11 protein-coding genes are annotated in these 13,519 nt (G+C 40.3%); 5 read left to right on the forward strand and 6 right to left on the reverse strand.

The window, feature by feature from the left end; genetic code table 11:
- The first annotated feature begins 39 nt into the window (after positions 1-39).
- Positions 40-633 (forward strand): YdeI/OmpD-associated family protein, encoded by a 594-nt coding sequence (locus DCO56_RS10035; RefSeq protein ID WP_108633741.1) that lies wholly within the window; start codon positions 40-42, stop codon positions 631-633.
- A gap of 160 nt (positions 634-793) precedes the next feature.
- Here the strand turns inward: DCO56_RS10035 and DCO56_RS10040 are convergent, their stop codons facing one another.
- Both DCO56_RS10040 and DCO56_RS10050 read right to left on the reverse strand, forming a co-directional pair.
- Positions 794-1,348, reverse strand: a complete 555-nt coding sequence (locus tag DCO56_RS10040; RefSeq protein WP_108633594.1) for a DinB family protein — start codon at positions 1,346-1,348, stop codon at positions 794-796.
- 1,037 nt (positions 1,349-2,385) lie between these two features.
- Positions 2,386-3,669 carry a sialidase family protein gene (locus tag DCO56_RS10050; RefSeq protein WP_108633596.1) on the reverse strand — a complete coding sequence of 428 codons (1,284 nt, stop codon included), beginning with the start codon at positions 3,667-3,669 and terminating at the stop codon, positions 2,386-2,388.
- A gap of 381 nt (positions 3,670-4,050) precedes the next feature.
- Here DCO56_RS10050 and DCO56_RS10055 point away from each other — a divergent pair, with 381 nt between their 5' ends.
- The gene (locus tag DCO56_RS10055) at positions 4,051-4,920 is read left to right on the forward strand and encodes a pirin family protein (protein WP_108633597.1); all 870 of its coding nucleotides are present in this window, start codon (positions 4,051-4,053) and stop codon (positions 4,918-4,920) included.
- Between the two features lie 10 nt (positions 4,921-4,930).
- Here DCO56_RS10055 and DCO56_RS10060 read toward each other — a convergent pair whose 3' ends face one another.
- From DCO56_RS10060 to DCO56_RS10070, 3 genes are all read right to left on the reverse strand, one after another.
- A complete protein-coding gene (locus tag DCO56_RS10060) occupies positions 4,931-6,244 on the reverse strand; it encodes a sensor histidine kinase (protein ID WP_108633598.1) in 1,314 nt (437 codons plus the stop codon).
- A 188-nt stretch (positions 6,245-6,432) separates the two neighbouring features.
- Positions 6,433-7,389 carry a nitrilase family protein gene (locus DCO56_RS10065; protein WP_108633599.1) on the reverse strand — a complete coding sequence of 319 codons (957 nt, stop codon included), beginning with the start codon at positions 7,387-7,389 and terminating at the stop codon, positions 6,433-6,435.
- Positions 7,390-7,430: 41 nt separating this feature from the next.
- Positions 7,431-8,321, reverse strand: a complete 891-nt coding sequence (locus tag DCO56_RS10070) for an AraC family transcriptional regulator (RefSeq protein ID WP_245935814.1) — start codon at positions 8,319-8,321, stop codon at positions 7,431-7,433.
- 875 nt (positions 8,322-9,196) lie between these two features.
- Here DCO56_RS10070 and DCO56_RS10080 point away from each other — a divergent pair.
- Complete coding sequence (locus tag DCO56_RS10080; RefSeq protein WP_108633601.1) at positions 9,197-9,532, forward strand: nuclear transport factor 2 family protein; 336 nt, start codon at positions 9,197-9,199, stop codon at positions 9,530-9,532.
- A 37-nt stretch (positions 9,533-9,569) separates the two neighbouring features.
- On the opposite strand, the gene DCO56_RS10085 is transcribed toward DCO56_RS10080, so the two are convergent.
- Positions 9,570-12,041 (reverse strand): outer membrane beta-barrel family protein, encoded by a 2,472-nt coding sequence (locus tag DCO56_RS10085; protein ID WP_108633602.1) that lies wholly within the window; start codon positions 12,039-12,041, stop codon positions 9,570-9,572.
- Between the two features lie 324 nt (positions 12,042-12,365).
- On the opposite strand from DCO56_RS10085, the gene DCO56_RS10090 reads away from it, so the two are divergent.
- Positions 12,366-12,779 carry a hypothetical protein gene (locus DCO56_RS10090; protein ID WP_108633603.1) on the forward strand — a complete coding sequence of 138 codons (414 nt, stop codon included), beginning with the start codon at positions 12,366-12,368 and terminating at the stop codon, positions 12,777-12,779.
- 58 nt (positions 12,780-12,837) lie between these two features.
- A complete protein-coding gene (locus tag DCO56_RS10095) occupies positions 12,838-13,464 on the forward strand; it encodes a hypothetical protein (RefSeq protein WP_108633604.1) in 627 nt (208 codons plus the stop codon).
- Positions 13,465-13,519: the final 55 nt, after the last annotated feature.

The following is a 13,519-nucleotide window of genomic DNA, read 5'->3' on the forward strand; positions in this document are numbered from 1 at the left end:
ATGGCCAATAATCGGGACCTGGAAGTAAAAAAAAATGAAATGAATAGCGCACAACAAACAAAAGATATACAGTTCATCAGCATCCATACACAGGCGGAATGGCGGCAGTGGCTGGTAGAGAATCATTTTGTCAAACAATCCGTGTGGATTATCTGTAATACAAAGAATTCGGGGCGGCCTGCTGTCGCCTGGAGCGAGCTGGTTGACGAAGCCTTATGTTTTGGCTGGATTGACAGCACACGAAAAACGATTACGAAGGGCACTTTTCAGCAGTTATTCAGTAGACGTAAACCCCGGGGAACCTGGTCGAAGATCAACAAGGAAAAAGTCGAGAAACTTATAGCCAGTGGAAAGATGACCGAAGCGGGACTCGAGGTAATCAGGCTTGCCAAGGAAAACGGTTCATGGTCCGTGCTTAATGATGTGGAGGAACTGCTTATCCCGAAAGATCTGGACAGGGCATTAAAGAGTTGTCCGGGAGCCGAGGCTTTCTTTGCCGGTTTGAGCAGATCAGCAAAAAAAATGCTGCTGCAATGGATTGCTCTGGCAAAACGTCCTGATACCCGAAACAGGCGGATTATCGAGATTGCAGAGCAGGCTGCCAGCCAAATGAAACCAAAACAATTCCGATAATTTTAAAGACTTGAGCAAATAAGCGGCTTGTTATTTGCAATTATGCTATATAACACTTGCCGTCGAGATGACATAAGTACTTAATTTGTTGGTTGGCTATTTGGTCTGCGTGTTATCGGGATTCTTACAATAGTAGGGGGGACAGTCGGGGTATATTTCGTCAGCGTATCAAATGTTGAATTTTTAGGAATTTAATCGTGATGCCCATCTGTCCGAGGTGATACATGTCATGGTGGATTAAACCAGTTAACAGATACTTATAATCGTGTGGAAAAGACGGAACTGCATGTGGATAAGTCGTTTGGAGGAAAGTGTCATCTTTTCCTTCCAGAAAAGAAATAATATCTTGCTGTGCTGTGTGAAGATCTTGCATTAGACTCTCCCAGCCACGTTTTCTTAGCTCATTATTGTTTCGCCAGTTTGCAGCATCACTCATTTCAAGTCCTCTCGGGTTTCCTTTTAATCGGCTTAATACTTCTCTGCGCCATTCGATTAAATGTGATGCTAACTCTGCCATGCTATGCATTTCGGGGATAGGACGTTCAAAAGCAGTCGTGTCATCCACCTGAGACAGCTTCTTTTCAAAATTTTCATCAATCCAAAGGTCCGCTGCTTCGACATCCCTCAATTGTTGTTTAATATCTCTTATTAAAATATCTTTCATCATGCTAAGTTTTAGATCTTTCTTTTTATGGGGGAACAGTTGCCGGAGCATAATTGTTTAAACCTTAAAGGACAAGTTTGTAGCTATGTACGTCGACATCAAATCTAAACACTTATAAAATTTGGGGTTGCAGTTTAGGAGGAATTGTACCACAATCGAATGCTAAGACAGATGAATTGACCTATTCTCGGGGGCGGGGGCGGGCTGGCCAGTAGTCACCAGTCTGAATCTATCGAAAACCTTTTTCTGGGATGCAGTGTGAAAGTTTTATATAAGGTTGATACCAAAAGTTACAGATGCGACAACCGTGATAGGCAAACTCGATGGTATGCAATTTGACGAAAAGGAAAAGTAGGCTGGATCTTTATATGTTGTCAAATACCGGATTCTAACTAATCTGCTGGGGCGTGTTAAAATATGGATTTTTAATATTATTGTTGTTTGAAGTTTAATTTGTTATGATTTTTATATAAATAAAAAGTGTACTAATAATAGTGGGTCGATATAACCATTGGTTATGGCAGTATTTCTGGGTTTTTTTATGAATTTCTGGACTTTTAGAACCTTGTTTTGCCCATTGGGGAAGTTGGCTATTGCTGTGAACAAAGTTGTTTTGGCTAAGGTGTATGGCGGGGACTAAGGAATATTTGTGCAGATGCGGTCATCTACATAGCATTTCAGTGTGATATCAGCTGACATGCTATGTAAATATGAAAGAAGTTATTATAGTCTAACCAATGCAGTGCTGCATTGATGGATGTAGATGTATTAATAAGGGGATTAGCGGGAGGTTTGCCCTTTCGGCCTAGAGGAACTTCATTTTCGAAAGAAAATTGAACACAGCGGCTAATTGGGCTCTGGAATGGATAGTGCTGTGGTGTCATTTCGAGCGTTGCGTGCGTATTCGGTTTATATGGGATGACGCCATCAGTAAAAATCATTGTTTTCTCCATGGCACTGAAAATCATTTACTAGTACAGCTTGTGCAAGCGATGCTTATTTCTAGCCTTATAGCGAGAAATTTGGATTTATTATATTTTTAACATGTTGTTTTTGAGTTATTTGTTTTGTTTTAATTATAGTAACTATTAATGTTTGTGTCGTGCTTTTTTTGCAGAATATGCGAGCATGGTGAATTTTTTTTCTGTTTTTTCCTGATCTTTTGTTCCCTGATCTTTTGTTCCCTGATCTTTTGTGTCTCGAAGAAATTTTCCCTTGACCATCCATACTTCGGTTTGATCTGAATATGCGTTCGTACTCGTAACCGCAAGAATTGTATCATCGCTTAGTACGGTGAGGCTATTCCAGAGACAGGATTTATTTTGCGGGATGACAAACGGGACCGATTTGTTTTTGAAATTCATTGCCCGTTCATTTCCGATCAGCACTTTCATATCGGCATAATCCATTTTGTTGGTGCGGCCCTCTGTGCTCTGATAGGAAAGTATCGTCTCACCTGTGCTTAACTGTCTAATATAGGGGGCTCCAGCATAGACTTCATTTGCAATGGGATCATGTAATGCGTAACTGCGATCAGCACTCTTGCCGGAGATGGTATTTGCCCAATTTTTTTGAAGTGTATTGCGTAGTATATAGGGTTTAAAAGTACGAACGGCATTGTCTTCTATGGCTAGAACGATTTCTTTTTTATTCCTCAGCAATAGTGGTACAGGCATCCCGTCCCGTTTTCCGGGGCGAAAGCTGACGATAGATGGTGTTTTGCTCCAGCTTGCTCCATGGTCAATGGATCGCAGCATAGATATATTTTGCTCATTGCTTTTTGTGTAGGGTCCTTCATTGGCAAAAAAGAGCTGGACTTCGCCATTTGGTAATTGGATGGCCGATGGTTCCCAGCATCCATTTTCGAATTGGTGCCCAGCTTGGTAAAGTATCTGTTCGGCTTCCCAGCTCTGTCCACCGTCCGAGCTTTGTCTAAGATGGATGCCGAACTTCCGGCTTGGGGAAATGTCATAAGGACGTGCATTATAGAATGCGAGAATACGCTGATCGTCGAGTTTAATAAGGTCTGGTACGCACATTTTGACGCCTTTCTTCGCTGCTGAAATAACGATGGGCTCTGACCAGCTGTCACCAAGATTCTGACTTTTGGCAGCAACAATATTTCCGTCTGCTTCATACACAGCGAGCAACGATTCGTCCGATAGCTGGATAATTCGGCCATAGCCGGAATATCTGGCGAAATTGGGTGAGGAGATCCGACGTCGGCTGGAATCGTCCCATTGGATGGTCCCGTTCTGTTTTATGTTGTTTACGGTTGCCGGCTTGAGGACTTGTCCTTCTGAAAAAAACGGCAGGGAAAGGAAAATAAAAGTTAGGGCTGAAGCTGGTTTAATTAAGTATTGGTAGAGCATATTACAACAATTAAGGTCTAGTGGTCAATAAGAAATCGTTCTTTATATGAAGTTACGATTATTTTCTAAATGTTGTTTCTGATAAATAACATTCCGGTGAACCCAATAACTCTGTTCCACGGATGCCGCTTTTTTCGGAGGCTTATGCGAATCTCGCCGCAGGTTTTAATATTGTTTACTTGCTGTTTTTTTGTGTTGCTATTACTCATTTTTAAAAAGCCTACAGCACATGATACGTTCGCAGATGCTTAATCTACATTAAGTTTTACGCTTAAGCTAGGTTATTGGTTTGTACCTCCTTGATGGCGTAAATTTGACTATACAAAAGCAAGCAAGTGTACTGTTGCTGATGTATAGATTCATAAGATAGGAGTACTAAAAATGAAAAAATCAATTGAAAAAATATTCCCTCGTCCTTCAAAACCAGGTATGGTAGGTGATGGATTCCGCGTGTATAATATGATTCCCGGTAACGGAATTACCAAAAGGCGGATGAGTCCATTCCTTTTGTTAGATTTTAATGCGGAGTTTGATTTTGGTCCATCTGATCATATCCGCGGAGTAGATGTTCATCCGCACAAAGGATTTGAGACCGTAACAATTGCTTATAAAGGCAGTGTAGCGCATCATGACAGTTCGGGCAACAGTGGTGTTATTAATCCCGGTGATGTCCAATGGATGACCGCTGGAGCAGGGATATTGCATAAAGAATATCATGAAGAAAACTTTTCTAAAACTGGAGGTCCTTTCGAAATGGTGCAGCTTTGGGTTAATTTACCAGCAAAAGACAAGTCTGCCACAGCACATTATCAGAATATAACCGCGGATCAGATGGGCAAAGCACTGCTACCTGATGGGGCAGGTGTCATCAACGTCATAGCTGGTACATTTCAGGATACAAAGGGACCGGCTGAGACATATACGGCAGTCAATCTCTTTGATATAAAATTGGAAAAGTTACACCAGGCAACGTTTAGTGTTCCACAACATCATAATTCTGCTATTCTGGTCGTCAATGGAGAAGCAGAGGTAAATGGGCAGTTGGCCAAAGAACATAGTTTCGTGCTGTTTGAAAATAATGGTGAGGAAATAGAGGTCAAGGCCAATGAACAAGCCGTCTTACTGTTTATGAGCGGAGAACCTATCGACGAGCCTATTGTAAGTTATGGCCCTTTCGTGATGAATACACAAGCGGAAATCTATCAGGCTTTTGAAGATTTTCAGGCTGGTAAATTCGGCACACTTGAATAGGTTGTTGATTTTAATAACGGGTTTGTGCTGTTTTTTTTGTGGGATCGTCCACTGTAGGGTAAGTGGGCAAGCCAACGGTAAAAATGGAACCTTTGTGGGGGATACTCTGTATATCTACTACACCCTTATTGCGTTCGATCAGGTCTTTGCATAATACGAGCCCCAGACCCGATCCGGGCTCGTCTTCCGTACCGAATGATTTGTGCTGGATCACATTGAACAGCAGTGCGGATTTGGAAGGATTAATTCCAATGCCCTCATCCTGGATATGAATATGGGTGTACTTTTCATCCTCAGTACAATAGATGCTTATTTTTCCAGCTACATAGCTAAATTTGATGGCGTTGCTAATAAGATTTCGGAGAATAATGATCGTATGATCCCTATTCGCGAGTATATGAGTTAATTCTGGTATGTCAATTTCAGTCTTGAGCTGTTTCGCCTGTATCTGATCAGCAAATAGGGTTATGATATCATAAACCAATGGTTCGATTACTACCAATGTCGCCGGACTGGTAATTCCGCGCATACTACTGCTGCCCCATTGAAGAAAATCGTCCAGTGCCTGGTTTTGATGCAGAATTTGTTGATACAGTTGCTGTATATATTCTTTTGATATATTATTGTTGAGTATTTGATCGCGCAGCATCAATACCAGTGCTTCGAGACTGGCAAACGGGCTTTTGATGTCATGGGCGACGATGGAAAATATTTTTTCCTTGTCACGGTTCATGGATTCCAGTTTGCGACGTTGTTCCTCGATCTTCTCTGTATTATTATAAATAATCTGTAGGAAGAAATTAACTGCGATAACGATAAACGCTAGCGCATTACAGATATTGAAGATCAGTCTGAACTTAGGCACACGTTGAGCCAGGGGGACAATCGTGGGATAGAAATAGAGTAAAGTGATAGCAATAGCAGTTGCAAGGCAGAAAATAATATGGATGCGGCGGTCGTCATAGAGTAATATTGATGCAATTAACGTACACAGCAGAAAATACTCGCCTCCATTTTTAAATAATATAGCGCCTAAGAAGAAAAAAATAAAATTACTGACCAATAACATTGCTTTTGCAAAATTATGTTTACCATCATATTGCAAAAAGAGCACAGAAATCGAACAGATTGAATTGGATAGGTTGATGGTTGACAGCAGATAGCGCTGGTCCATGGTGTTAAGGACAAAAAAACAGAGTGTGGGCAATAAACAGAGCATGGCAATCAGATTGAGCATCTGTATCCTTTTGAGGTTAACATAGGACATATCCGGATGCGTACCGATATTCGTAAGTATGTTCCAATATCTTCGGATAAAGCTCATAATTTTATTTAATCTACTAGTGAATATGAATCTGCTAAATTAACATAAATAAGGTGTTAGAGCGATGCTTAACGAAAAAAATGTTCGCAAAACTTTAGTTAACAGATGGCTGGGGCAGCTACGGATGTCTGTTATCATTCAACTGACTTAAGGCCTTCTGGAAAAGCCTCAAATCAGTTGTTGGGGAATTAGCTATTGTTTGGTTGCAGCCAGATAACTTTTTGGGCCGATTTATGTTGTCGGCCGATAATCTCTTGATATAGCTCTGGCCTTCGGGCGTTGATATAGCGATGTCCACCAGCCTGAATTAGTTTTCCAGGTGTAATTGTGGTAGTGACAAAATCGTCTTCAAAGGTACGGCATTCGGCCAGGATATCGCCGAAGGGGTCTATGATCATCGAACAGCCATTCTTTAACTGGTCATCATCCATACCGATGGGGTTTGAAAAAACAACGTAGACCGCATTGTCGTAGGCTCGCGCGGGCAACCATTTCATCAACCAGCTACGTCCTTTCATTCCGTCAAATTCCAGACGTAGTGAAGTCGGATCGTTTTCGCGGTTATGCCAGAGCCCTAGATCCACAAAACCTGCGCCCGGTCTGGATGAAGGTGTGCACATGGTCACATGTGGCATAAAGATGATATCTGCTCCCAATAATTTTGTCGCTCGTACATTTTCTATGACATTGTTATCGTAACAGATTAGAATACCACATTTCCATCCTTTAATTTCAAAAATAGTATAGTCTTGTCCTGCTGTTAGATGTGGGCTTATAAAGGGATGTAGTTTACGGTGTTTGGCAATTAAGCCATTTTTGTCTACACAGATATAAGGTTTGTATAAATTGTCATTTTCATCTTTTTCAAACAGTCCCGCGAGAATGGTAATGTTGTATTTGGCGGCAATGGCGATCAGCTTCTGCGTACTTTCGCCATCCGGAACAGGTTCGGCAATGTCAAGCATCTGCTGCCTGTCTAAATTTCGCGCAAAGGTATAACCTGTAATGGAGCATTCGTGAAAGGCAATCACCTCGGCTCCCTGCGCAGCAGCCTCTTTAGAGAGTCTCTCTATAACGTTCAAGTTATAGGCTTTGTCCGCACTTCTATGCTCGAATTGTGCAGTAGCAATTTTTAGCTTTTCCATATTTCATTGATTGATCTATGGACAAATCTAGCCCCGGGCAGTTAAGATAAATTGTACAAACCCGACATTGGGTCGTGCATGTCGTTAAACTCCATAAAATTGACGGCTAATCTACTTGTACCGTTCAGATATTCGGAAGGTGTGATACCAGTGTATTTTTTAAATGCCCGAATGAGGTGAGATTGATCAAAATATCCACTTTCATGGCAGATGGTTGTCAGACTGGTTATATCGGATTTACTGCGAAGCAACTTCAAAAAAGTATGGAGCTGGACAATGTTGGTGAATTTCTTGGGGCTCATTCCGATCTGTTCAGCAAATATTCTTTCCATGTGCCGCTCGGTATAGCCAGTATATCGGACGAGTTGCTCAACAGAAAGTAGTCCCTTGTGTTGATTAATATGTCTTAATACTGAGGAAAGTAGGGGATGACCGGAAAATTTACGTTGACTCATTAAATCGTAAAAAAAAGCATTTAATATCTGTATCTTATCCGTTGGTTGTTTGTACTGTACGAGAGCCTCATGGAGTCTTGTCGCTGACTGTCCAAAAATATCTCGGGTATTGACAATCTGATCTTTTAATTCACGGGCTGAGATACGGAGTAACTGGTATAATCCATCGGGTTGGAATACAGTGATAATAAAGGATGTCTTTTCGGCTAAAACGAGATCTTGAAAATGACTTATCTGACCATACAAAAATGATGATGGCAAGTAAAGACTATTATTCAGGGATAAACGGCCCTGACGAAGCAGAAAAACCATTCCGGTATTACCATCAGAGAATAAACGAAGTGTTTTTTGCTGAGCAGCATTACTTTCCAAAAAAAGATAGTGCTTAATGTAGGGCAATAATTCTTTTGAAGGGGGGATCTGCATGACCTGATCTGTGAGTTGATTTATTTCAAATTTACATATTTCCTTTTGCATGGAAAATTAAAAAAGGATTTGATATTTGGAACGATCAACTTTAGCTGTTAATACTTCTGACCGCTCGTCCCACTTTCATTGTTCCATTGTAAATTCAATTCATTTATAAACAAGGGACAAGTGAAAGTCCTCTCGAAATTAAATGACAGGGGAGAATCTCTATTCGCTGAAAAAAACATTATTCAGCGCTAGTATCCCGTATATTGCATTATCGTTTGGAAGTAATACCGGTATCTTGTAAGAGGTTTTCATGCTTCGACAGAGACCAAAAAAGAGAAATTACCGAATTGATCATTATCGGACGAACCTTATTTTGGTAAAAAGGTGTAATATGTTGTTATTAAGCCTATTCCAGGTATAGGTGTAGCTGCGTGCTTTGTAAATATTAGTTCTCCATGGACTGACGGGATTTGATTTCTTTATTAATTTGTGTATGATTTATATAGATCGGTATAAAAACACAGAATAGAGAGGCTGAAATGCCGGAGAGTGCATATTTTTTGGTCTTAATAGAAAGATAGAGTAGCACTACAATGGCTATGAACATAATAATACCGAAGGATATCATGACACCTAAAGATTGTTTTTTCTTGATGTTTAACTCATCGATAGTTAATTCGGATAAAGTTTTATTTTTAGGCATGGCTCAATTGGGTTAGTTACTATGGGCTCATTTCTATTAAGTAAACAATTTTTTATAGGATATTGGCAGATTTAAAGAAGAAAAGGGATATAAAAAATATCAAACGCTTTAGCCTTTTTGTTGTTCTTTATTTGAAATGGTATTACAACCAAATTTTGATCGTCTTTGCCCGGATGTTTACAGTGGTAGTAATACGATTGAATATATCATAAATAACCAAAAAACAGTATAGATGAAATCAACGAAATATATTGTGCTCAGTTTTCTCGAAAGTTTAAATAGGGAAGATTTTGCCGCCGCGTATGAGTTATTGGATAAGGATATGGTCTTTGAAGGAGTATTGGGGAGCCGACACACGGCTGATCATTACATTGCGGATATGAAGAAAATGAAATTTAAATATAATATCAAAGAAGTGATGACAAACGGTAACCATGTTGCAATCTTCTATAATATTGATATGGGAGGTAAGGAGATCTTTAGCGCCGGTTGGTACCAGGTTGAAAACGAACTTATTCTTAAAGTGAAGGTAGTCTTTGATCCACGGCCATTGATAGCAGATAAATAATAGCCCAGGGGTTTGTCGTTCTGGGCTTTTCAGTAAGTTATTCGGCCCTTTGTCTGAGATCTTCAGCAGCCCCGGTTTTACGTGACTGAACTGATTTACTGGATCCAAAATTATAGCTGTAAGATAAGGTCAGGATACGGGGCTCTCTTCTGCTCTTGAAATTTTCCTCGTAATTATTGTAGACAGTCAGTCCCTTTCTATTATTGCTGTTAAACGCATCGGTAAGGGCGAGTTTCAGGCTGTTCTTTTCCTTAAATTTCTTCTGCAACCCAATATTGACATTCCAGTAAGGGGAGATACGGGCAAAGGCATACACTTCTGTAGCTTTATAACTAGCCGCCAGTTCGGCGGCGAAATTTTTACCCAGTTTAAGGGTATGGATGCTATTTATATCGAGGGTAAAATTACCAATGTTGTTGATCTGTGTGCCCGAGACGTTACCCGTATAGGAACCATAATAGAAGTTGGCGTTATTGTTTATATCCCACCAATTGGTCAGCTTGAGCGGCGCGATCAGGTTGAGCGAATAATAGGCGGCTGATTTCAGGTTTTCCTCGGTCTGAACGTTGATATTTTCTCCATTTTCGAGTATGGGTTTTACAACAGTCGTGATGTTGTCGCTTATTTTACTATAACTCAGGGTAGCTATATATTTACCTTTGAAACTATATGTCAACTCGTAGTTTTGTGATGCCTGCGCATTTAGGTCGGGATTGCCAACACGGTATGTCGTCGCATTGATATAGTACTTAAAGGGATTGAGCTGTTGATAATTGGGGCGGTTAATACGACGGCTGAGATTAACTTCGAGATTATGGTCTGCTGTGAACTCATACGAAAAAACGACACTTGGAAATAATTGCGTGTATTTCCGCTTATTAATTTGGTCGGTAGTGAGCTGTGTTCCGGTAACATTGGTGTTTTCTATGCGCAGGCCGAGTACAGTTTTCAGCTTATCCCACTTTTTGGTTACATTCCCATAGGCTGCGTGGATGTACTCCTGATAGATGTAATGGTTGGATTTATTGCTGTCAGGCACTGCCGGTGATGTACTATGATCATAAAACTTGATATCGTTATCCGATTTAACATAACTCGTTTTAAAGCCGGTCTCCAGTTTGAGACCTCTTGGAAGGATCTTGATCCAGTCGCTCTTTAACGCATAGATATTCAAATCACCGTCAGTCTTGCCTTTTAAGAGATAGGGTGTACCTATAGGAGCACCGTTATTATCGCTGGTCCTGGTATCAAAACTTTGATTTGATGCGTTGATATAGCGAATGAAATCGAAATCGGTGCTCAGTTCGGACCCAAGGGTATCCATACGGTATTTATGATTGAGGTTTGCGGAGATGTTTTTTGTAATATTATCAGTCTGACTTAGTGTAGCGGTATGGTTGAGTGGTTGACAATCGGAATCCATTAATGTTGTTTTGCTATCGCCAAATGGTTTAAATACATTACTTGTGAAGCTGACAGAGGCACCCACTAAGTTTTTGTCCGTCAGGTTGTAATCGAAGCCAATTTTACCATTGTGGTTGCGGGAGCTGAACTTAAAGAAATTATCCTGAATGAATGTTTTCTCTAAATGACCTTCCTTATAAAATCTTCGATCGATCATAAGATCATTATAAGCCTCACGATAGGCAAAATTATAGTTGGCAAAAAGGTTGAGCTTATCATTACGGTGATTAATACTAAAGCTGTTGTTATTTTTAAGGTATCTGGCCGCGCCTAATGCTGTAGAGAAGCTGCCATTGGTCCCTTTATTTGTTCCTTTTTTCAGTTTTATATTGATAATGGCTGTTCCGGCAGCATCGTATTTTGCGGAGGGGTTGGTGATGAGTTCAATTTTATCGATGGCAGATGCGGGGAGTCCGCGCAGGTAATTGGCGAGTTCCTCACCGGTAAGCGGCGAATTTTTTCCATCAATCTGGACAAGAATATTACTTTTCCCCCGCAGAATAATATTGTTATTCCCGTCTACAGTGACACCGGGAGCTTTTTCAAGTACTTCCAGCGCTGATCCGCCTGTATTTTGGAGACTACTTTCCACATTTAAGATCAGTTTGCCATCGTGTCGTTCAATATAAGGGCGTGACCTGTTGATCACAACAGTCTCCAGCCGTTGTTCGTTAATGCGAATTTCTGGCAACACAATATGCTGTTGTGTGACTTGGATCACCTCGGAATTGTAGAGGTCTGCTTGACCGCGACGAATTTTGAAGTAATAGGCTCCTTTGGGAAGTGCTTCAAAATTGAATTCACCCTGCTGATTGGGGAATTCGGTCTTGATCAGCTGGCTATCCGCATTGAATAGGTGGATTTCCAGTGTAGATATTTCTGTATTCGCTATTTTTCCCGATAATGTAAATTCATTTTTCTGAGCTTGTTGGGCTAAGAGCCGAGTTGCCAGTAAACACAAGGATAGGCTTTTGAATACCACTAAAATGGATCTTTTTATTGAATGGCTGAGCATGATCGTGCAGGGGTTCCGTTGGGTTCGCATTTTCTTATTTTATATCACAGCGTATGTTTCGCTGTTAGGTGTATGTCGCAAAAGCTATTCAGATGTTGCAGATTAATTTGATAGGGGAAAATAGCTGAATATCCTCTTTGTCGCAGACAATTATGATTCGTTGGGATTAATTTAAGATTCGTCTAGTGACGGCCAAAAATAACTTGATATCTTTGAGTCAATTAGTTCATTTGATATTAAGCTTATCTAAGCTCGTATTGGAAAAAGTCTTTCTTGGAAAAAGGACAGAAACAAGGTGTTCGTTGGCTAGTTACAGATCATAAGACAAAATGTGTTAAATAATCTCAGCTAAAAATGCATATCATAGAAAAAATACCCCTGGTCATACTATGCATCGGAATTATCAGTTTAATCGCTGGTGTATATTTATTGCTGCTGTATTTGGGACTTACGATTATATCGGCAAAAGGTTTTGGGAAAGACCGGATTGAAAAGGTATTTCGCTTAGCATATAATGTATTGCACGTAGGGATGCTCATATTTCTATTAGGATTGGCTGGAATGACGGTCTGTATGGCTATTGAGGGGCTAAGAAAAGGCGAATATAAGTTGAGATTTAGCAGAATCGGAGGTGGCTATACAAGGATAAATTGGACAGACAGACCGATCCGGTTTGCTTTCCAGACCGTAGCCTATATCGGTTTTTCTAGTTGGCTGATCTATTTTTTGGTCAAACAAATACGATCTTTTTCAAGGAAGAAGGGATAGTGTAGCAGAAAATAGTGAAAAATAGCACTGTGCTAATAGTCTGATAAAAATAGGTCTTATGAAAAAAGTTTTTACATTGATTTTAGCAGTTGGGACGATATTACAATCCTGCCGTTATAAAACCCAGGATCAGGGCAGGGAAAAAAGAGCTTCTAAGTTAATAAAGGCTACTATTCAATCTGATTCCGTAAAAAGGGGAACTACTTCTGCCGCTTCTTTTATTGGTAAAACAACCGATCAATCCGAGGTGTCGAAGATGCATACCTGCCTTGGGGCAATGTTAGCGACGGGCGTATCAAAGGATAAATATGCACTTTCACAGTATTCAACCAGTGTTGATCATTGCCAGCGGGGGCAGAGCAAATTTGTGATAGAGCGATTTTTACGCCATGAACCAAACGGAAAATCTGTTTTTTTGATTGTAGACGAACTGGATGTGGTGGCCGATTATCCAAGGATCTGTTATAGGAAGTTTCAATTAGCGATAGAAAATAATACCCAGGGAGATTATCTTGTGGAATTTTATGACACTAATGCCGAAATCATTACGCAAGTCAACAAGATATGGCGCATCGATCTGGAAAAAGAAAAGTTTGTGGAAATTGCGAAACCCAAGAATTTAACATTAATGAATCCAGATTATGTTGAGTCAGATGAAGATTCCACATTTACATCTTCTCCTTGATTTTTATGGACTTGCTGGGGTACAGTGCAATATTTAACCGAAAATATTTATTCTA

This window comes from Sphingobacterium athyrii (assembly GCF_003071065.1).
In the GTDB taxonomy this organism is placed as follows: domain Bacteria; phylum Bacteroidota; class Bacteroidia; order Sphingobacteriales; family Sphingobacteriaceae; genus Sphingobacterium; species Sphingobacterium athyrii.

Coding starts and splice junctions, on each gene's coding strand:
- DCO56_RS10035 (WP_108633741.1), top strand. CDS start 40: ATGAATAGCGCACAACAAACAAAAGATATACAGTTCATCAGCATCCAT.
- DCO56_RS10040 (WP_108633594.1), bottom strand. CDS start 1,348: ATGCTCCGGCAACTGTTCCCCCATAAAAAGAAAGATCTAAAACTTAGC.
- DCO56_RS10050 (WP_108633596.1), bottom strand. CDS start 3,669: ATGCTCTACCAATACTTAATTAAACCAGCTTCAGCCCTAACTTTTATT.
- DCO56_RS10055 (WP_108633597.1), top strand. CDS start 4,051: ATGAAAAAATCAATTGAAAAAATATTCCCTCGTCCTTCAAAACCAGGT.
- DCO56_RS10060 (WP_108633598.1), bottom strand. CDS start 6,244: ATGAGCTTTATCCGAAGATATTGGAACATACTTACGAATATCGGTACG.
- DCO56_RS10065 (WP_108633599.1), bottom strand. CDS start 7,389: ATGGAAAAGCTAAAAATTGCTACTGCACAATTCGAGCATAGAAGTGCG.
- DCO56_RS10070 (WP_245935814.1), bottom strand. CDS start 8,321: ATGCAAAAGGAAATATGTAAATTTGAAATAAATCAACTCACAGATCAG.
- DCO56_RS10080 (WP_108633601.1), top strand. CDS start 9,197: ATGAAATCAACGAAATATATTGTGCTCAGTTTTCTCGAAAGTTTAAAT.
- DCO56_RS10085 (WP_108633602.1), bottom strand. CDS start 12,041: ATGCGAACCCAACGGAACCCCTGCACGATCATGCTCAGCCATTCAATA.
- DCO56_RS10090 (WP_108633603.1), top strand. CDS start 12,366: ATGCATATCATAGAAAAAATACCCCTGGTCATACTATGCATCGGAATT.
- DCO56_RS10095 (WP_108633604.1), top strand. CDS start 12,838: ATGAAAAAAGTTTTTACATTGATTTTAGCAGTTGGGACGATATTACAA.